Source organism: Burkholderia dolosa (assembly GCF_902499135.1).
Taxonomy (GTDB): Bacteria; Pseudomonadota; Gammaproteobacteria; order Burkholderiales; family Burkholderiaceae; genus Burkholderia; species Burkholderia dolosa.
Window position 1 is genome coordinate 58,369 of record NZ_CABVPR010000021.1, and the last position, 19,802, is coordinate 78,170.

The window sequence follows — 19,802 nt, forward strand, 5'->3', positions numbered from 1 at the left end:
GCGTTACATGTTCGGATAATTCGGCCCGCCGCCGCCTTCGGGCGTGACCCACACGATGTTCTGCGTCGGGTCCTTGATGTCGCAGGTCTTGCAGTGCACGCAGTTCTGCGCGTTGATCACCAGCCGATCGCTGCCGTCGTCGTTCTTCACGAACTCGTACACCGCAGCCGGGCAGAACCGCGCCTCCGGCCCCGCATACGTGCGCAGGTTCACGTTCACCGGCACGCTCGCGTCCTTCAGCGTCAGATGCGCCGGCTGGTTCTCCTCGTGGTTCGTGTTCGAGATGAACACCGACGACAGCCGGTCGAACGTCAGCTTGCCGTCCGGCTTCGGATACGCGATCGGCTCGCACTGCGACGCCGGCTTCAGCATCTCGTGGTCCGCATGCTTGTGGTGCAGCGTCCACGGCACGTTGCCGCCCATCACCTTCTGCTCGAGCCCGACCATCAGCGTGCCGAGGTACAGGCCCTTCGCCATCCACTGCTTGAAGTTGCGCGCGCGGTACAGCTCCGTATAGAGCCACGACTGTCTGAACGCGTCCGGGTATGCGTTCAACTCGTCCGACTGGCGGCCGGCCTGCACCGCGTCGAACGCCGCATCGGCCGCGAGCATCCCGGTCTTGATCGCCGCGTGGCTGCCCTTGATCCGCGATGCGTTCAAAAAGCCCGCATCGTCGCCGATCAGCGCGCCGCCCGGAAACACGGTCTTCGGCAGCGACATCAGCCCGCCCGCGGTGATCGCACGCGCGCCGTACGACACGCGCTTGCCGCCTTCGAGGAATGCGCGGATCGACGGATGCGTCTTGTAGCGCTGGAACTCCTCGAACGGCGACAGGTACGGATTGGTATAGCCGAGACCGACGACGAAGCCGACGACGACCTGGTTGTTGTCCATGTGATACAGGAACGAGCCGCCGTACGTGTCCGACTTCAGCGGCCAGCCGGCCGTATGGATCACGAGGCCCGGCTTGTGCTTGGCCGGATCGATTTCCCATAGTTCCTTGATGCCGATCCCGTACGCCTGCGGATCGCTGTTCGCGTCGAGCTTGAACTTCGAGATCAGCTGACGGCCGAGATGGCCGCGGCAGCCTTCGGCGAACAGCGTGTACTTCGCGTGCAGCTCCATGCCGAGCTGGAAGTTCTCGGTCGGCTCGCCGTCCTTGCCGACGCCCATGTTGCCGGTCGCGACGCCCTTCACGGAACCGTCGTCGTGATACAGAATCTCCGCGGCAGGAAAGCCCGGAAAGATCTCGACGCCGAGCGCTTCGGCCTGCTGGCCCAGCCAGCGCGTGACGTTGCCCAGCGAAATCACGTAGTTGCCGTGATTCTTGAAGTTGTCGGGCAGCGCCCAGTTCGGCGTTGCGACCGCGCTCTTCTCGGACAGGAACAGGAAGCGGTCTTCGGTCACCTCGACGGTGAGCGGCGCGCCGCGCTCCTTCCAGTCCGGAAATAGCTCGCTGATGGCACGCGGGTCCATCACCGCGCCCGACAGGATGTGCGCGCCGATCTCGGAACCCTTCTCGAGCACGCACACGCCGATCTCGGTGCCTTTCTCGGCAGCCAGCTGCTTGAGCCGGATCGCCGCCGACAGCCCGGCGGGGCCGCCGCCGACGATCACGACGTCGTATTCCATCGATTCGCGCGGGCCGTATTGCGCGAGCAAGTCCTGTGTGGTCAAAATCCCGTCTCCTCCGGTGTCCGACCGTTGCGGTCAGAACTGATCTTCGGTCAATGCGAGCACGCTCTGACCGTTCTTCGCCCCGAGAATCGACGCTTCGAGCGCGCCGGCCTGCACGAGCACGTGCTCCGCGTAGCATTGCGCGATCGCGATCTTCGCATCGAAGAACGCGCGATCGTCCGCGCGCTTCGCGTGCGCGACCACCAGCGCACGCGCCATCTGCCACCCGCACAGCACGATACCCGCGAGCTTCAGGTACGGCACGCTGCCGGCAAATACCGCGTTCGGATCCTGCTTCGCGTTCGCCAGCACGTAGTCCACCACGGCCGACAGCGACCGCGCGCCGTTCTCGAGCTGCGCCTTCATCGACGCGGCCGCCGCGCCGTCGAGCTGGCCGAGCGCCGCGACCGTTTCGCCGATCTGCGCGATCAGCGCCTTTGCGACCGCGCCGTTGTCGCGCAGCGTCTTGCGCCCGACCAGATCGTTCGCCTGGATCGCGGTCGTCCCTTCGTAGATCGCCAGGATGCGCGCATCGCGGTAGTACTGCGCGGCACCGGTTTCCTCGATGAACCCCATCCCGCCGTGCACCTGCACGCCAAGGCTCGCGACGTCGTTGACCATCTCCGTGCTCCAGCCCTTCACGATCGGCACCAGATATTCGTAGATCGCCTGATGATGCGCGCGCGTCGCGTCGTCCGCGTGCCGATGCGCGATGTCGCTGTGCGCGGCCGCCACGTACGCGAGCGCTCGCGCGCCTTCGGTCAGCGCGCGCATCGTGCCGAGCATCCGGCGCACGTCCGGGTGATGGATGATCGTCACCGACTGCTTCGCCGAACCGTCGACCGGCCGGCTCTGCACGCGCTCCTTCGCGAACGCGGCGGCCTTCTGGTACGCGCGGTCGGCCACGCCGATCCCCTGCATGCCGACACCGAAGCGCGCGGCGTTCATCATGATGAACATGTACTCGAGGCCGCGGTTCTCTTCGCCGACCAGATAGCCGATCGCGCCGCCATGATCGCCGTACTGCAGCACGGCGGTCGGGCTCGCCTTGATCCCGAGCTTGTGCTCGATCGACACGCAATGCACGTCGTTGCGCGCGCCGAGCGACCCGTCGTCGTTCACGAGGAACTTCGGCACGATGAACAGCGAAATGCCCTTCACCCCTTCCGGCGCGTTCGGCGTGCGTGCGAGCACCAGATGCACGATGTTCTCCGCCATGTCGTGCTCGCCCCACGTGATGAAGATCTTCGTGCCGAACACCTTGTACGTGCCGTCGCCCTGCGGCTCCGCGCGCGAGCGCACCAGCGCGAGATCGGAGCCCGCCTGCGGCTCGGTCAGGTTCATCGTGCCGGTCCATTCGCCGGAGATCAGCTTCGGCACGTAGCGCTGCTTCTGCTCGTCGGTGCCGGCCGTCAGCAGCGCCTCGATCGCGCCGTCGGTCAGCAGCGGACACAGCGCGAACGACAGGTTCGACGCGTTCAGCATCTCGATGCACGGCGTCGCGATCAGCTTCGGCAGCCCCTGACCGTCGTATTCGGCCGGATGCTGGAGACCCTGCCAGCCGCCTTCGACGAACTGACGGAACGCGTGCGCGAAACCCGGCGTCGCACTGACGACGCCGCCCTTCCAGCTGCTCGGGTTGCGGTCGCCTTCGACGTTCAGCGGCGCGAGCACCTCGCCGCAGAATTTCGCGGACTCGTCGAGCACCGCCTGCGCGGTGTCGTAACCGGCGTCCTCGAAGCCCGGCAGCTGCGCTACCGCATCGATGTCCGCGAGTTCCTTCAGCACGAACAGCATGTCCTTGACGGGGGCGTGATAGCTCATGGTCGATGTTCCAAATCGGGCAGTGAACAGGATGCGTCGCGCGCTGCGATACGGCAAAACCGGCCAGCGCCCGACGACGTCGTGTTGCATCCTACTGCCGCCCGACTGGATTCACATTGTCATATTCGGCCCTCCTGGTGACAAAACCGGCCACTCAATGGGCGGCAAGCACGCCGGCCGGCCGTTCCCGGCCGCGCGGTCGCCGCATGAACTCCGCCGGATCTGCGGCGGCGACGCGCGTTCGGCGGGCGCCCGAGCTGTCCGGCCGGGAGCGGGTCCGGCCCGCCGAATGCCGCGCGAGCCGGCAAATTGTGCGCTGCAACCTAGCGCGCCGTTCCTGCTGGGCAGCCAGCGCACGGCGCTGGACGCCGACGAGCTGCTGGTCGCCGTGCTGTTTGCGCAACCGCGCGCGCACGACCGGACGTCGTTCGTCAAATGTACGAATCGCGACGGCCAGGCGATCGCCGTCGTGTCGGCTGCTGCGCATGTCGGCGGACGGCACGATAGAGGCAGCCGCCGTCGCCGTCGGCGGCGCATCCGAGGTCGCCTTGCGGCTATCGGCGCTCGAGGCGGCGCTGGCGGGCCGGCGCTGCGAACCCCTGGCCGACGCAGTCGGCGCGGCGTCCGTTGCGGAGCTGTCCCCGATCGACGACTGCCGCGCTACCGCACCGCATCGCCTGCATCTCGCGCAGCTGGCTGTCGCGCGCGCTTTCAATGCCTGCATCGAGGAGAACGCACGTGGCGCATCCACTGCTTGACGAGCTTGCCGACGTTCGCGAAACGGCTGCCGGCGGCAGCGTTCCCGCGGTGCCCGCGCACGACTGGTTCGAACTCAACGGCACGCGAATGCAGCTGCCGACCGACCGGTCGCAGCGCTTGATCGACTATCTGCGCGCGGCGTTGCGGCAGTTCGGGACCAAGGAAGGATGCCGCCAGGGCGACTGCGGAACCTGCACCGTGATCGTCGACGGCGATGCGCGTTATGCATGTCTGATTCCGTTGGGACAGGTCGCGGGAAGCCGCATCGTCACGATCGAAGGCCTCGCCGATGGCACCCGCTGCGGCAGCCGGCTGCAACAGGCTTTTCTCGCGCATCAGGCCGTGCAATGCGGCTTTTGCACGCCGGGCATGCTCACCGCAGCCGCGGCCGCGATCGACGCGAATCGCGTGACGGATCGAGCCAGCGCGCGAGCGGCCATCGACGGCGTGCTGTGCCGATGCACGGGCTACCAGAAAATCGTCGACGCGGTGACGGAAGTCGGATGCGGCGGCACCGCACGCCGCTGCACGGTTGCGCCGGCTGAAGGGCCGTCGGTCGGCGTGCCGCTCACACGTCTCGACGGACCGGAGAAGGTCGACGGCAGCCAGCGCTTCGGTGCCGACGCGTATCCGGCCGACAGCCTGTTCGTGCGCGCGGTCCGTTGCCCGCATCACCGCGCGCGCTTCGCGTTCGGCGACCTCGACGCGTTCGTCGCCGCGCATCCCGGCGTGCATCGCGTGTTCACCCACGCGGACGTGCCGGGCATCAACGTGCACGGCGTCGCGACACCGTACGCCGATCAGCCCGTCCTTCCGGAAACCGAAACGCGCCATCACCTCGAAGCGGTCGCGCTGGTCGTCGGCGAGCGCGAAGCGATCGCGGCGCTCGACCTCGGCCGTTTTCCGGTGACGTGGGAACCGCAGGCGCCGGTGCTCGCGATCGCCGATGCGGTGCGGGACGACAGTCCGCAACTGCATGCCGGCCGCCCGGGCAACGTGCTGATCGAAGGGCGCGTGTGCCGCGGCGACGCGCATCGCGCGATGCAGCGCGCGCATTACGTCGCGAGCGCGACGTTCGAATCCAGCTTCGTCGAGCACGCATACCTCGAACCCGAGGCCGGCTGGGCACGGCGCGTCGGCGATATCGTCGAGATCCATTCGTCGACGCAGGCGCCGCATCCGCATCGCGCCGATCTCGCGCGCATTCTCGGCGTTTCGCCCGAGCGGGTGCGCGTCGTCGCGACCGCGGTCGGCGGCGGCTTCGGCGGCAAGCTGGACATGACGGTCCAGCCGCTGCTCGCGATCGCCGCGTGGCATCTGGAGCGGCCCGTCGCGATGGCGTTCTCGCGCGAGGAATCGATGGCCACGTCGACCAAGCGCCATCCCGGCCGAATGACGTCCAGCATCGGCGCCGATGCCGACGGCCGCCTGTGTGCGGTGACGTTCGACGGCGACTTCAATACCGGCGCGTTCGCATCGTGGGGCACCGCGGTCGCGAACCGTGTGCCCGTGCATGCCGGCGGTCCGTACGTGATTCCGCACTACGACGCGCGCGCCCGCGCCATTCACACGCACGTGACGCCGGCCGGCGCGTTCCGCGGCTTCGGCGTGCCGCAAACGATGATGTCGCAGGAGCAGCTCGTCGACGAGCTGGCGTTCCGCGCGGGCATCGATCCGCTCGAGTTTCGGGCGATCAACGCGCTGCGGCCCGGAGACACGCTGCCGACAGGCCAGGTTCTCGACGGCAGCGTCGGCCTCGTCGCGTGCCTCGATGCGCTGCGGCCGGCGTGGCGCGACGCACAGGCCCGCGTCGCCGCGCTGAACGCGTCGTCGCCGCGCGGCGTTCGTCACGGCGTCGGCGTCGCCGCGTTCTTCTACGGCTGCGGCAACACCGCGCTGCCGAATCCGTCGACCGTGCGCTTCGGCATTCGGCCCGACGGCACGATCGTCCTGCACCAGGGCGCGGTGGATGCCGGCCAGGGCGCGAACACCGTCATTCCGCAGATCGCGGCCGATGCGCTCGGCGTACCGGTCGATCGGCTGCGAATCGTCGGCCCCGACACGTCGGTGACGCCGGATTGCGGCCGCACGTCGGCGTCGCGCCAGACGTTCGTCACCGGCCGCGCAGCTTTCCTCGCGGGCACCGCGCTGCGGCAACGGCTGCTCGCGCTGGCCGGCGCCGCGCCCGATGCGCGGATCGCGCCCGGCGCGCACGGCCTCTCGGTCGACGGCGTCGCGCTGGACCTGCACGCACTGCCGGTCGATGCGCACGGCTACGTCGTCGCGGCCGAGGAAAGCTTCGATCCGCCCACGACGTCGCTCGACGCGGCCGGGCAAGGCACGCCTTACGCGACTTATGCGTTCGGCGCGCAGATGGCGGAAGTCGCGGTCGACTGCGACAGCGGGCGGGTCCGCGTGCGCGAGGTGGTGGCCGCACACGACGTCGGCAAGATGGTGAATCCGACGCTTCTCGAAGGACAGATCGAAGGCGCGGTCGCGCAAGGCGTCGGCATGGCGCTGATGGAAAAGTATCGCCCCGGGCAGTACAACAACCTGCACGACTACCTGATCCCGACCGTGCACGACATGCCCGACGTGCGGTCGATCTTCATCGAAGCACCGACGGCCGTCGGCCCATATGGCGCAAAAGGCATCGGCGAGCCGGCACTGGTGCCGACCGCCGCGGCCATCCTGAACGCGATCCACGCTGCGATCGGCGTACGCATCCGCGAAGCGCCCGCGTCGCCGGACGTCGTCCGGCGCGCGCTCGCCGCCCGACGCTGACCGCCCCGGTTTCGACAAAACCGCTTCCCGTCCCGGACAGAACGATGACGTCAACGAAAAATGCCGAGTCCATGCCGCTGCGCGCGGCATCCCGTTCGTCGTGGTATGCGGAACTCGGCCCGGCGGGCAAGCGCGCGTTCAACGCGTCGTTCGCCGGCTGGGTGACCGATGCGTTCGACTTCATGGTGTTCAGCTTCGTGCTGGCGTCGCTGATCGACCTGTGGGGCCTCGACCGCGGCCAGGCCGGCCTGCTCGGCACCGTCACGCTGATCTTCTCGTCGATCGGCGGCTGGATCGCCGGCATCCTCGCCGACCGCTACGGACGGGTCAAGGTATTGCAAGGGACGATCCTGTGGTTCTCGTTCTGCACGGTCGCGATCGGCTTCGCGCAGAACTTCGAGCAGATCTTCGTGCTGCGCGCGCTGCAAGGACTCGGCTTCGGCGGCGAATGGGCGGTCGGCGCGGTGCTGATCGGCGAGATCGTCGCGCCCGCACATCGCGGCAAGGCGGTCGGGCTCGTGCAGAGCGGCTGGGCCGTCGGCTGGGGCGGCGCCGCGATCCTCTACAGCATCGCGTTTTCGGTGCTGCCCGAGTCGCTCGCGTGGCGCAGCCTGTTCTGGGTCGGCATCCTGCCCGCGCTGCTCGTGCTGTACATCCGCAAGCACGTGCCGGAACCCGCGGTGTTCGCGCATGCGGATGCCGCCGCGAAGCACGGCGCACGCCGGCCGCCGGTATGGACGATCTTCTCGCGCGCGCAGCGGCGCCGCACGCTGCTGGCCGCCCTGCTCTGCACCGGCATCCAGGGCGGCTTCTATGCGATGTCGACGTGGCTGCCGGCGTTCCTGAAGATCGAGCGGCATCTGTCCGTGCTCGACACGGGCGCGTATCTGTTCGTGATCATCGCCGGATCGTTCTGCGGCTACGTGGTCGGCGCGTATCTTTCCGACTACTGGGGACGCCGCCGCAATTTCATGCTGTTTTCCGCGCTGTCGCTCGTGTCGGTATGCGTGTACCTGACGCTTCCGCTGTCCAATGCGCAGATGCTGTGGCTCGGGTTTCCGCTCGGCTTTTCGTCGTGCGGAATCTTCAGCGGCGTCGGCGCGTACCTGACGGAATTGTTTCCGTCGGGCTGCCGCGCGAATGCACAGAGCTTCACGTACAACTTCGGTCGCGGCATCGGCGCGCTGTTTCCGAGCCTCGTCGGCGCGTTGAGCCATTCGATCGGGCTCGCGACGGCCATCGCGATCTTTTCCGGCGCCGCGTACGGCGTGGTGCTGTTGACGGTGCTGCTGTTGCCGGAGACCAAGGCGCAATCGCTCTGACTTTCGCACCGCGCACGGCGCGCCCGACCATCGCCGGTCCCGTGCGTGCGCGCATCGCCATCCCGCGTCGGACCGACGAAGGGAGCCGCTTATGGGAATCCGCGAAGGTAGCCGGCCATGGGAGCAATGTGCTTGCGGATCGCGACGGCACGCAAGCACGCGCCCGCATCCGCACAGCGCACGCTACACGCGCCGCCGATACGTGCCCGGCGTACTGCCCGTCCAGTGCCGGAACGCGCGATGGAACGCGCTCGGATCGTCGAAGCCGATATCGGCGCCGATCGCCGCGATCGTGTCGGCCGTATCGGTGAGCCGCTGGATCGCGATGTCGCGCCGCAGTTCGTCCTTCAGCACCTGGAACGTCGTCCCTTCGGCGGCAAGATGGCGGCTCAGCGTGCGCACCGAGCAATGCAGATGCTCGGCCGCCTGCTCGATCACCGGCAGATCGGGCAGCGCCGCGGACAGGTACTGCCGCACGCGATGGCTGACGAGCTGTTCGCTGAACGATTCGAAGATCCAGTCGCCGGGCGCGCGCGCGAGGAACTTGCGCAGGTTGCGCTTGCTCTGCCGGATCGGCGCATCGAGATAGTCCGCGCTGAAGCGCATCAGCGTGCGCTCGCGATCGAACTGCAACGCGCCGGAGAAGAAGTACAGGTGATCGACCGCATGGCGCGGCCGCGGACATGCGAACTCGATCTGCAGCAGCGGAATCTTCTGCCCGATCAGCCACGAACACACGCCGTGCACGAGCTTGAGCATCAGCTCCTGGCCGAGCGCACCGATCGGGCCGACGGCCGGATTCGGTCGCAGCAGCACCTGCGCGACGAGGCCGTCGCGCTTCGATTCGACGAAGAAGTCGTCGAGCAGGATATGGAAGAACTGCCCGAAGCGATGCAGCGCCGTCTCGAGATTGCGCGCATCGAGCAGGCTCAGGCACAGGTACTTCAGCGTGCCGCCGCGCAGCGGCCGCGAGAAGATGCCCGGCATTTCGTCGTCGAGATCGATCGCGAGCGTGCGGTACAGCGTCGAGAACTGCTCCTCCGTCACGCGCGCATGCGGCTCGCCGAGCAGCTTGATCGGAATGCCCGCGCCGCGCAGATAACGTTCGACCACGTCGCGCTGCACGCCCGCGCTTGCCAGAAAACCGTTGACGAGCGAGATCGGCACCGTCGCGCTCGGCGACGACAGCGCACGCCCGGGCCGGGCGGAAGGTGAATCTGAACCGGTCATCGCGTCCCCGTCGGTCGAACCGCTCGCATTGTACTTGAGCGGTGCGCGCGCAATCTCCGGTGCGCCGGGCCGCACGCAGCGCCGCCAAGACCGGGTGCCGGCGAGACAACCGGCCCACCGCCGGCCTGGACGTCCGATCCGCCGCGCGCTGCGTTGCGCGTCGCGCGACGACGGATTCCCGACAAAGACATTCAACGCCCGCCGTCGCCGCGCGCGGCCTGCGCGACCGGCAGCGCGAACTCGAACACCGCGCCGCGTTCCGGCCGATCGACGAGCCGGATCGCGCTGTCGTTGAGCACCAGCATCCGGTGCACGATCAGCAGCCCGAGCCCGCCGCTCGTCGCGGCGGCGCCGCTCAACGGCCGCTGCGGCCGCTCGAACAGGCCTTCGCGCCGCGCCGGCGGAATCCCTTCGCCGGTATCCGATACGGTGACGATCACGCGATCGCCGTGCGGCTCCAGCGCGACTTCGACTTCACCGTGCGCGGGCGTGTGCCGCAGCGCGTTGTCGATGAGGTTCGTCAGCACGCGCTCGATCATCGCGAGATCGGCCGATACCGGCGGCACGCGGGCAGGCAGACGCGCATGCAGCGCGACGTCGCGCGCCTGCGCAGCCAGTTCGAACTTCTGGAACACGTCCTGCACGAGATCGACCAGCGAGAACGGCTCGCGCTCGGGCTGCACGCCGCCCGATTCGAGCCGCGCGAGCTCGAACAGCGCCTGCGCGAGCCGGCCGACCTTCGCGCTCTGCGCGAGCGCAATCGACAGATAGCGGCGGCGTTCGGGCTCCGCGAGCGTGTCCGACTTCAACGACAGCGTCTCCAGATAGCCGTGCAGCGACGTGAGCGGCGTGCGCAGGTCGTGCGAGATGTTCGCGATCAGCTCGCGCCGCTGCTGATCCTGGCGCGTCAGCGCGCGCCACTGTTCGCCGATCCGGTCGGCCATCTGCGCGAACGCGGATTCGAGCACCGCGATGTCGTCGCCGCGGCCGCCCGCCGGCGAACGCGGCACCGCCGGCTGCGTGTCGGGCGTGCCGTTCGCGTCGAAGCGGCGCATCGCGTCGGTCAGCCGGCGCAGCGGACGCGTGATGAAGCTGAATGCGCTCAGGCCCGCCAGCAGGCCGAGCAGCGCGACGACCGCCATCGACCACAGCGTCGTGCGCAGCACGTTGCCAGCGTCGACGCGCGCGGCGAGCCGATCGTGCGCCTCACCGAGCAGCACCACGTAGACGTAGCCCGACGGCGGCTGGCCCGCGCGCTGCAGCGGCGCGGCGCTGAACACCTTGCGCGCGTCGGTGCTGCGCGGGTCGTCGCCGAGGATCGGCAGCGGATCGCCGGCGATGAAGCGCCGTATCGGTGCGAGATCGACACGATCGCGCTTCACGTGACCGGGCGGCGCGTCGTCGCCCTTGATCCGCCCCGCGTTGTCGAGCAGGTACACCTCGACGCTCGGGTTCACGCCCATCAGCTGGCCGAACAGCGTGCGCACGGCGTCCGGGCGCAGCCCGTTCGCGTCCATCAGCGACGTGCCGTTCGCGATGTGCGCGGCGAGATCGCGCGACAGCGCCTGCACGACTTCCTTCTCGCGCATGTCGTTCGCGCGGCTCTGCAGCCACGCCGACGCGCCCGAGCACGCGAGCAGCAGCACCGAGAACACGAGCGACAGGCGCCGGGTGAGCGTGAGCTTCATCATGCGTCCCGCTGGTCCGGTGCGGCGAGCTTGTAGCCGCGTCCCCACACGGTGAGGATCCGCGCGGGTTCGGCCGGATCGGTCTCGATCTTCGCGCGCAGCCGGTTGATGTGCGTGTTCACCGTGTGTTCGTAGCCTTCGTGCTGATAGCCCCACACCGCATTGAGCAGATCCATCCGCGAGAACACCTTGCCCGGATGCCGCGCGAAGAAGTACAGCAGGTCGAACTCGCGCGGCGTGAGGTCGATGCGCATGCCGTCGACGCTCGCTTCGCGCGCGATCGGATCGATCGACAGCCCGGCGACGTCGAGCGTGCCGGCGTCGATCCGCGAATCGCGCGCGAGCGCATCGACGCGTCGCAGCAGCGCCTTCACGCGCGCGACGAGTTCGAGCACCGAGAACGGCTTGGCCAGATAGTCGTCGGCGCCGAGCTCGAGGCCGAGGATCCGGTGCACTTCGCTCGAGCGCGCGCTCGTGATGATGATCGGCGTATAGCGCGTCATGGCGCGCGCGCGTCGGCAGATCTCGAGGCCGTCGACGCCGGGCAGCATCAGGTCGAGGATCAGCGCATCCCAGCCGCCCTGCTCGAGCAGGCGCAGCCCTTGTGCGCCGTCCGCGGTGTGCACGACTTCGTAACGCTCGTCGCGCAGATGCAGGCTCAACACGTCGGCGATGTCGGCGTCGTCCTCGACGATCAGGATGCGTTTCGGATGATCCATGGCGGTTGGCGGCGGCACGTCGTATCGATATCGGAAGTCGGTTCTGCCCGGGCCGCCGGGCAGGCCGGCGTTCCGGTTCGCGTCGCGGCGGCACGCCGCGCTGCCGCCATTGTGCAAAATTTTGCGGCGGCGAGTGATCACGTTTCGTTTAAGTTTCGATCGTGCTCGCGATGTGAGCCGATGCCCGCAGCGCTCCAGCGTCACGGCAACGCCCGCTTTCGTCCGACTATTCTCGAAACCAGAACGATCCATTCTCCGCAGCGGGGATTCTGCCGCAACCGCCGAGTTTCTAGACTTACCGCAAGCGATGAGACCTGCTCACCGCACCCGCCCCCAAGGACACGTCATGAAACTCTACGTTCACCCGCTTTCCGGTCATTCGCACCGCGCACGCTTGCTCATCTCGCTGCTCGGCATCGAGCACGAACTGATTGAAGTCGATCTGGCCGCGGGCGCGCACAAGTCGCCCGAATTTCTGGCGCTGAACCGCTTCGGGCAGGTGCCGGTGCTGGTGGACGGCGAGAACGTGATCGCCGATTCGAATGCCATTCTCGTGTATCTCGCCCGCACGTCCGGCAACAGCGACTTCCTTCCGCAGTCGCCGGTGCAGGAAGCCGCCGTGCAGCGCTGGTTGTCCGTCGCGGCCGGCGAGATTGCGTTCGGTCCGGCCGCCGCGCGGCTTATCACGGTCTTCGGCGCGAAGTTCGACGCCGACGAGGTGATCGCCCGTGCACATCGCATCCTCGCGCTCATCGACGCCGAACTCGCGGGACGCGACTTCATCATCGGGCCGAAGCCCACCATCGCCGACGTCGCGTTGTATGGCTACATCGCGCGCGCGCCGGAAGGCAATGTGGACTTGTCGGGCTATTCGAACGTCGCGGGGTGGTTGCGCCGCATCGAAGCGCTGCCGGGCTTCGTCGAGTTCGCAAAGACGCCGGTCGGGCTCGCGGCGGCTGCGTGAGCGAACCCGGCCGCGGCCCGTGGCCCGCGCGGCGCCGGCGTGCGACGCCGGCGGGCCGGCGCCGCTGAACGCGTGATGCGCAAATTCCGTCGAGGACACACATCGTGAGCACGGTATCGAATGAAGCGAACTCGCCGTGGCATCGCGGCGAGCTCGAGCTGCAGGAAAAGACGGGCGTGATGCAGAAGATGGACAGCGTGGGGCGGCGCTTCGTCAGGAACCACATGCCCGATCAACATCGAGCGTTCTTCGCGCAGTTGCCTTTCATCGTCGTCGGGGCCGTGGCCGACGACGGCGACGTATGGGCGACGTTCGCATTCGGCCGACCCGGCTTCATGCAGTCGCCGAGCGACAGGCGTCTGCGCATCGACACCGTATTCGATCCGAACGATCCGGCTGCCAGCGGCACGCGCGACGGCGCGGCGATCGGCCTGCTCGGCATCGAGCTGCATACGCGGCGGCGCAATCGCGTCAACGGCGTGATCCGTCGCGGCGACACGCGCGCATTCGATGTCGACGTCGCGCAGAGCTTCGGCAATTGCCCGCAGTACATCCAGTTGCGCGATTTCGCGTTCGTGCGCGAACCCGAGACGTTCTCCGGCATCCCGCCCGAGCAGAGCGATCGTCTCGACGATCGCGCGCGCGCAATGATCGCGGCTGCCGACACGCTGTTCGTCGCGTCCTACGTCGGCGACGGCGCCGAGCGTCAGGTCGACGTGTCGCATCGCGGCGGCAAGGCGGGGTTCGTGCGCATCGGCGACGACGGCGTGCTGACGATTCCCGATTTCGCGGGCAACCTGTTCTTCGCGACACTCGGCAATTTTCTGGTCAACCCACGCGCGGGCATCGTGTTCGCGGACTTCGAAACCGGCGACGTATTGCAGATGACCGGTGAAGCCGAAGTCGACCTCGATTCGCCCGAGATCGCCGCTTTTCAGGGCGCGGAGCGACTGTGGCGCTTCAAGCCGCGCCGCGTCGTTCATCGCGCCGGCGCACTGCCGTTGCGCTGGACGTTCCGGGCGGAAGGCTGGTCGCCCAACTCGCTGATGACGGGAAGCTGGGACGAGGCCGAGAGCTGTCTGAGAGCCGCGGAGCTGGCACGGTCGTGGCGTTCGTTCAGAGTCGCGAAAATCACCGACGAGAGCACGCTGATTCGCTCGTTCCAGCTCGAGCCTGCGGACGGTGCCGGCCTGGTGCCGCATCTGGCGGGCCAGCACGTGCCGATTCGCGTGAAGCTGTCGGAAGACGGCGATCCGCTCGTGCGGACCTATACGTTGTCGAGCGCGCCGTCGGATCGCATGTATCGCATCAGCGTGAAGCGGGAAGGCCGCGTATCGTCGCATCTGCACGACGTGGTGCAGGTCGGCGACACCATCGACGTGCGCGCGCCCGCGGGGCAATTCACGATCGATGCGCTCGAGCGCCGTCCTGCCGTGCTGCTGGCGGCCGGGGTCGGCGTAACGCCGATGCTCGCAATGCTGCGTCACATCGTCTACGAAGGAGCGCGCAAGCGCGGCACGCGTAAGACCTGGTTCTTTCACGCCGCACGCGCTGTGAAGGAGCGCGCGTTCAGCGACGAGATCGGCCGGCTCGCGTCGGCTGCGAACGGCGCGGTGAACGTGGTGCGCGTTCTGTCGGACGCGACCGGCGCGCGGGAGGGCGACGAGTTCGACGTCGTCGGCCGCATCGATGCGAATTTGCTGCGCGCCACGCTTCCGTTCGACGACTACGACTTCTATTTGTGCGGGCCGTCGCGCTTCATGCAGGCGGTATATGACGGGCTCCGCGACCTGAACGTGGCGGACCGCCGGATCCACGCGGAGTCGTTCGGCCCTTCCGTGCTCGAGCGCCGCGTCGATTCGGGCGCGCGTGTCCCACTGCGCGCGCCGGCCGATACGCCGACACCCGTGGCGTTCGTCAAGTCGGGCAAGGAAGCGCGCTGGCAGCCGGGCAGCGGCTCGCTGCTGGATCTCGCCGAGGCGCGCGGGCTGGCGCCCGAATACGGGTGCCGCGGCGGCAGTTGCGGCACCTGTCGTACCCGGATCGTCGAAGGTGCGGTGACGTATCCGGTCGCGCCGGAATTCAAGGTAGCGGACGACGAAGCGCTGATCTGCTGCGCGGTGCCTGCACATCGCGAATCGGGCGGCGGCGACCGTCTGCTGCTCGACGTGTAATTCCGCACCCTCGTCGCCCGGCGACGATTCCCGACGAAAGGAGCTTGACCATGAAAGACGTGAATGCCGTTCGCCCACCGCTTCCGCCGTTCTCGCTCGAGACGGCGATCGAAAAAGTGCGGCTCGCCGAAGACGGGTGGAACACGCGCAATCCGGAGCAGGTTTCGCTCGCGTACAGCGTCGACAGCGTGTGGCGCAACCGCGCCGAATTCGCGACAGGCCGCCCGGCGATCGTTGCATTGCTCACACGCAAGTGGCAGCGCGAACTCGACTACCGGCTCATCAAGGAGTTGTGGGCGTACGGCGGCAACCGGATCGCCGTGCGCTTCGCATACGAATGGCATGACGATGCACGGAACTGGTATCGCTCGTACGGCAACGAGAACTGGGCATTCGGTGACGACGGCCTCATGCATCATCGCCATGCATGCATAAACGATCTGCCGATCGCCGAGGCCGACCGAAAGTTCTTCTGGCCGCTCGGGCGCAGGCCTGACGATCATCCCGGCCTGAGCGATCTCGGCCTGTAGGCAGGCCATGCTCGATACGCGCGCAGTTCGGGACGGGTGCGCCGCGCGCGCCGTGCCGGCTCGCCGGTGTTGCTAGGCAGACCACATCGGCGCTTTGGCTCGCAGCTTTTCGACGCACAGGTCGATGAAGGCGCGCGCTTTCCGGTTCGCGTGCCTGCCCTCCCGATGCACGACATGGACCGGAAGCGGAGCAAGTTCGTGCTCGGCCAGCAGCACGCACAGCGTGCCCTGCGCGAGTTCGTCGGCCACCTGATATGACAGCAGGCGCACGATTCCGAGGCCGGCCGTTGCCGCAGCGATCGCGGAATCGTTTGTCGTGGTCAGCAGGCGCGGCTGGATAGCCACGGCAAGCGTCTTGTCCCGCGTGCGGAAGCGCCATTCCGGCGCAGGCGTGATGCCGGTCGCCTGAATCGTGACGTGCGCCGCCAGATCGTCCGGATGCCGCGGCGTGCCGTGCGCACGCAGATAATCGGGAGAAGCGCACAGCACGCGGCGTACCTTGCCGACCGGAATCGCCTGCAGCGACGAGTTCGGCAGCTCGCCGATGCGCACCGCAACGTCGGCACCTTCGTCGACGAGATTCACGATGCGGTCCAGAAACCAGCAGTTGAGATTGACGAACGGATAATGCTCCAGATACTCGAGCACGATCGGCGTCACATAGGTCTTGCCGAACAGCACGGGCGCAGTGACGGTCAGCTGGCCGCGTGGCGTATTGCCGGTGCCGGTGGCGGACAGCTCGGCCGCGTCGATGTCCGCCAGAATCCGCCGGCAGTCTTCGTAAAACGATGCGCCCGCATCCGTTATGCGGACCACGCGCGTCGTCCGCGTCAGCAGCCGCACGCCCAGATATTCCTCGAGCTCCGTCATCACGCGGCTGATCACCGACGGCGATACGTTCAGCTTGCGCGCCGCCGATGCGAACCCTTCCGTTTCGACCACCGTGACGAAGGTGGTCATGGCCTGCAGCCTGTCCATATATGAGAGATATCCGGTGAAGTGAACGTGTCCGCACGCGCATCGCACGCACCGTGTCGCCGCATCGCGGCGGCCAGCATAGCATCGTCCGGAAACCGCTCTGCACGCAACGCGGGTGCGGGTTTGTCGCATTGCTTCGTGCCTGCGCGCGCATGGTCGGCCGATGCGTGGTCGTGGGTCCGCCGCGGTGAACGTGCATGCGGCAACATGGCGAACCCGGTCCGCATGCGGGCGATCGCGCGACCGTCGGTCCCGGGCGGAACCGCGCAGATGCGGCGCAAGCATCGTCGGTCACGATGAACGCGCTTCCGGCTCCGCGATTCTCGACGACCGCATGCGCCATTTCGCCGGCGTCATGCCTACCTGCCGTTTGAACACCCGCTGAAACGCGGCCTCCGATCGATATCCGACCGATTCGCCGATCTCCGCGACGGACATCGTCGTTTGCGCCAGCTTGCGCCCGGCAAGCGCCATGCGGATTTCCGTCAGCACATCGCTCGCCGAGCGGCCGATCGCGTCGTCGAAGTGGCGCGCGAACGTCGCGCGAGACATGTGGCAGCGCTCGGCCAGCTGTGCCAGCGTCCACGGCTTTTCGGGCTCGTCGAACATCGCTGAGAGCGCCGGCTGCAGCCGAGGACGTTGTGCCAGCGCAAGCAGCCCGCGCGGCGCCTGGTCCGCCTCGGACGCGCTGCGCAGCGTCAACGCAAACAGCGCGCCGGACAGATGATCCAGGATCGCCGCGCTGCCGGCGCGGTGCTCCAGCGCTTCCTCCCGCATCAATTCGATGACCCGCGCAAGCCGCGTGGCTGCAAACGCGGCGTCGCGCGCCTGCCCTTCACCCGTGGTCACGCTGCTCACGAGCAAACGTCGAGGCAGATGGTCGCGCAGCAGTTGCTGCGGGACGGCCGGCAGCACGAAGCGTCCGCACAGCACATCGGTGCTCGCGTCGGCGCTGCCGTTCGTCGCAACGGTCAGGCCGTTCCGGTGCCGTTCGTGCGCTGCGCGCGGCGCGTCGCCGCTGCCATCGTGCAGCCGGTGCGCACTGCCGGACGGAAACACCACGATATCGCCCGCTTTCATTCGGAGCGTCGGTTCGTCCGCTCCGTCCGTCTCGAATTCGACGACGGCCTCGCCGCGTAACAGTATGTGGTAGGGCAGTTCCAGTTCGCTCGACTCGGGATGGTCGATGCGCCACGGCGAACCGAAGTGGCAGCGCACGTCCAGCCGCCCGGTGACCGGCATCATCGATAGCAATCGGTCCAGGATTTCCATATGAGACGTTTGAGCATGAAGTTGCGGAAGTATGGCATTAAAGAACTCGCCGTGCATCCCTACACTGACTCCCATGCCATACGACATGGCTAAGCAGTTCAACCCACCAACCTGAAGGAAGGAGTCGATCATGTCCCGTCTGACCACCATTCGTGCCGAAGAAGCAACCGGCGCCGCCGCCGAAGTGTTCGCGAAGATCAAGAAGGCCGTCGGCAAGGTACCCAACGCATACGCAACGATCGGCACACAAAGCCCGGAAGCGCTCGGCGCAGCGCTGGCGTTCGATGCGGCGGTCGCCGCGAGCACGCTCGGCAAGGCCGATATCGAAGTGATCAAGCTGGTGGTCAGCGAATACGCGGGATGCGATTACTGCGTCGCCGCTCACACGCTGATGGGCAAGCTGGCGGGCCTGACAAGCGATCAGATGAAGCAGGTGCGCACGGGCGCGGCAACCGGCGACGCCGCGCGGGACGCACTGGTCGCGTATGTCCGTACGCTCGTCGGCACGCACGGCACGGTCCCGGCTGAGGTCGTCGATGCGATACGCGCCGCCGGCTATACGGAACGTCAGCTCATCGAGATCAATCTCGCCATCGCGTCCATTACGTTCACGAACCTGGTCAATCGCGTGAACGATACGACGCTCGATTTTCCGGCCGTCAAGTAGCGGCGCGTCCGTGTGCGACCTCGGCGACCGCACGCTGTCAACGAGACTGCGTGCGATCGTCGGCTGATCTCGCGCCGGAGTTTTCCCGGCTGGCGGCGTGGTACTTCGATACCGCCTGTGCGACCCGCGACAGATCGAACAGGCCGATCCGAAAGATCGTCCAACGCCAGTCGCAACAAGGATCGGGGAAAAGTCATCGAGCGCAGCCGGCCCTTTTGCCGCGCGCCTTGTCGTGGTCGCGAACCAGGTATCGAAAAGAGCACCGAACGTACGGTCTATCGTCTCCGTCTCTTCGGCAGCGATTCCGCGTTCACGCTTCTGCGCTTCGACGTCGCGCATACCATCGCGCGGGCGCGCGGACCGCCAAGGCCGCGTCGCGTGCGTCGTCGCCCGATCCGCTCATGCATCCAGCGCAGAATCTGCGTCACGTCACGAGCGCTAAAAAGACGCCAAGAATCCGTGGCTCGTAGAAGGCTTCCGCGGAAGTCGGCAAGCCGCCTGCTTCCCGTCAACCGTCGTCAGGCCCGCCACGACGGGTTTCAGCAAATCTCGACGCACAACCGACACAACGATCACAAATCCTTTAACTTTCCGTGAGGACTTCGACACCGGCCGCTGCCTACGCTGTGCGCATGTTTTCAGGACCCGCTTCCAGGAGCCGATCATGCCCACCCGCAGACATCTGCTGTTCGCCGGCGCCACCGGCGTTGCCGCGCTCGCGGCGCTGTCGTCGGCCGGCCGCCGCGCGCTGGTCGACCGCGTGTTCGCCGCGCCGCCGGCCGGCGGCTCGCCCGTCCCGGAACGGGCCGGCGCCCGCTTCGAAGTCACGCTCAGCGACGCCGAATGGCATCGGCGCCTCACGCCCGCCCAATACACGGTACTGCGCGATGCCGGCACCGAGCCGCCGTACAGCAGCCCGCTGAACGACGAGCACCGCCGCGGCACGTTCGCGTGCGCGGGCTGCGGCCTCGCGCTGTTCTCGTCGACCGCCAAATTCAACAGCCACACCGGCTGGCCGAGCTTCTGGCAACCGCTCGATCACGCGGTCGAGACCGGTGCGGACACGTCGTTCGGGATGGTACGCACCGAAGTCCATTGCCGCCGCTGCGGCGGCCATCTCGGCCATGTGTTCGACGACGGCCCGCCGCCCACCGGCCTGCGCTACTGCATGAACGGTCTCGCGCTCGCCTTTCGTCCGGCGGCTGCCTGATTCC

Annotated in this window: 16 protein-coding genes; 8 read left to right on the forward strand and 8 right to left on the reverse strand. The window is 67.6% G+C overall.

The window, feature by feature from the left end; all coding sequences use genetic code 11:
- Positions 1 to 3: 3 nt before the first annotated feature.
- From BUB20358_RS12010 to BUB20358_RS28355, 3 genes are all read right to left on the reverse strand, one after another.
- Positions 4 to 1,632 carry an electron transfer flavoprotein-ubiquinone oxidoreductase gene (locus tag BUB20358_RS12010; RefSeq protein WP_006767519.1) on the reverse strand — a complete coding sequence of 543 codons (1,629 nt, stop codon included), beginning with the start codon at positions 1,630 to 1,632 and terminating at the stop codon, positions 4 to 6.
- A gap of 78 nt (positions 1,633 to 1,710) precedes the next feature.
- Positions 1,711 to 3,501, reverse strand: a complete 1,791-nt coding sequence (locus BUB20358_RS12015; protein WP_006767520.1) for an acyl-CoA dehydrogenase — start codon at positions 3,499 to 3,501, stop codon at positions 1,711 to 1,713.
- Between the two features lie 154 nt (positions 3,502 to 3,655).
- Positions 3,656 to 4,003, reverse strand: a complete 348-nt coding sequence (locus tag BUB20358_RS28355; protein ID WP_254593968.1) for a hypothetical protein — start codon at positions 4,001 to 4,003, stop codon at positions 3,656 to 3,658.
- On the opposite strand from BUB20358_RS28355, the gene BUB20358_RS28360 reads away from it, so the two are divergent.
- The 3 genes from BUB20358_RS28360 to BUB20358_RS12030 are packed head-to-tail and all read left to right on the forward strand — an operon-like array spanning position 3,987 to position 8,366.
- On the forward strand, positions 3,987 to 4,259 hold the full coding sequence (locus tag BUB20358_RS28360; protein ID WP_223297004.1) for an FAD binding domain-containing protein: 273 nt from the start codon (positions 3,987 to 3,989) through the stop codon (positions 4,257 to 4,259). The genes BUB20358_RS28355 and BUB20358_RS28360 overlap by 17 nt on opposite strands.
- The gene (locus tag BUB20358_RS12025; protein WP_035976017.1) at positions 4,240 to 7,044 is read left to right on the forward strand and encodes a molybdopterin-dependent oxidoreductase; all 2,805 of its coding nucleotides are present in this window, start codon (positions 4,240 to 4,242) and stop codon (positions 7,042 to 7,044) included. The genes BUB20358_RS28360 and BUB20358_RS12025 overlap by 20 nt, the downstream gene beginning before the upstream one ends.
- A gap of 44 nt (positions 7,045 to 7,088) precedes the next feature.
- Complete coding sequence (locus BUB20358_RS12030; RefSeq protein WP_006767522.1) at positions 7,089 to 8,366, forward strand: MFS transporter; 1,278 nt, start codon at positions 7,089 to 7,091, stop codon at positions 8,364 to 8,366.
- 183 nt (positions 8,367 to 8,549) lie between these two features.
- Here the strand turns inward: BUB20358_RS12030 and BUB20358_RS12035 are convergent, their stop codons facing one another.
- The 3 genes from BUB20358_RS12035 to BUB20358_RS12045 form a co-directional block, all read right to left on the reverse strand.
- A complete protein-coding gene (locus BUB20358_RS12035) occupies positions 8,550 to 9,671 on the reverse strand; it encodes an AraC family transcriptional regulator (RefSeq protein WP_006767523.1) in 1,122 nt (373 codons plus the stop codon).
- Positions 9,672 to 9,787: 116 nt separating this feature from the next.
- Positions 9,788 to 11,287 (reverse strand): sensor histidine kinase, encoded by a 1,500-nt coding sequence (locus BUB20358_RS12040; protein WP_035976019.1) that lies wholly within the window; start codon positions 11,285 to 11,287, stop codon positions 9,788 to 9,790.
- On the reverse strand, positions 11,284 to 12,003 hold the full coding sequence (locus BUB20358_RS12045; protein ID WP_035976021.1) for a response regulator transcription factor: 720 nt from the start codon (positions 12,001 to 12,003) through the stop codon (positions 11,284 to 11,286). Before BUB20358_RS12045 ends, BUB20358_RS12040 begins: the two co-directional genes overlap by 4 nt.
- A 346-nt stretch (positions 12,004 to 12,349) precedes the next feature.
- Between BUB20358_RS12045 and BUB20358_RS12050 the strand changes: the two genes are divergently transcribed.
- The 3 genes from BUB20358_RS12050 to BUB20358_RS12060 all read left to right on the forward strand — a co-directional run bounded on the left by BUB20358_RS12050 (position 12,350) and on the right by BUB20358_RS12060 (position 15,671).
- A complete protein-coding gene (locus tag BUB20358_RS12050) occupies positions 12,350 to 12,967 on the forward strand; it encodes a glutathione S-transferase family protein (protein ID WP_035976023.1) in 618 nt (205 codons plus the stop codon).
- A 104-nt stretch (positions 12,968 to 13,071) separates the two neighbouring features.
- Positions 13,072 to 15,141: a 2Fe-2S iron-sulfur cluster-binding protein gene (locus BUB20358_RS12055; protein WP_006767527.1), complete on the forward strand. Its 2,070-nt coding sequence runs from the start codon at positions 13,072 to 13,074 to the stop codon at positions 15,139 to 15,141.
- 50 nt (positions 15,142 to 15,191) lie between these two features.
- Positions 15,192 to 15,671, forward strand: a complete 480-nt coding sequence (locus BUB20358_RS12060; protein ID WP_006767528.1) for a nuclear transport factor 2 family protein — start codon at positions 15,192 to 15,194, stop codon at positions 15,669 to 15,671.
- Between the two features lie 72 nt (positions 15,672 to 15,743).
- On the opposite strand, the gene BUB20358_RS12065 is transcribed toward BUB20358_RS12060, so the two are convergent.
- Positions 15,744 to 16,934, reverse strand: a complete 1,191-nt coding sequence (locus BUB20358_RS12065; RefSeq protein WP_006767529.1) for a LysR family transcriptional regulator — start codon at positions 16,932 to 16,934, stop codon at positions 15,744 to 15,746.
- Positions 16,935 to 16,940: 6 nt separating this feature from the next.
- Positions 16,941 to 17,921, reverse strand: a complete 981-nt coding sequence (locus BUB20358_RS12070; protein ID WP_035976026.1) for an AraC family transcriptional regulator — start codon at positions 17,919 to 17,921, stop codon at positions 16,941 to 16,943.
- 130 nt (positions 17,922 to 18,051) lie between these two features.
- Here BUB20358_RS12070 and BUB20358_RS12075 point away from each other — a divergent pair, with 130 nt between their 5' ends.
- Positions 18,052 to 18,588, forward strand: coding sequence for a carboxymuconolactone decarboxylase family protein (locus BUB20358_RS12075; protein ID WP_006767530.1), 537 nt, complete (start codon positions 18,052 to 18,054; stop codon positions 18,586 to 18,588).
- 664 nt (positions 18,589 to 19,252) lie between these two features.
- Entirely contained in the window at positions 19,253 to 19,798 is a 546-nt protein-coding gene (gene msrB / locus BUB20358_RS12080; RefSeq protein WP_006767532.1) for a peptide-methionine (R)-S-oxide reductase MsrB, read from the forward strand.
- The last annotated feature ends 4 nt before the right edge of the window (positions 19,799 to 19,802 follow it).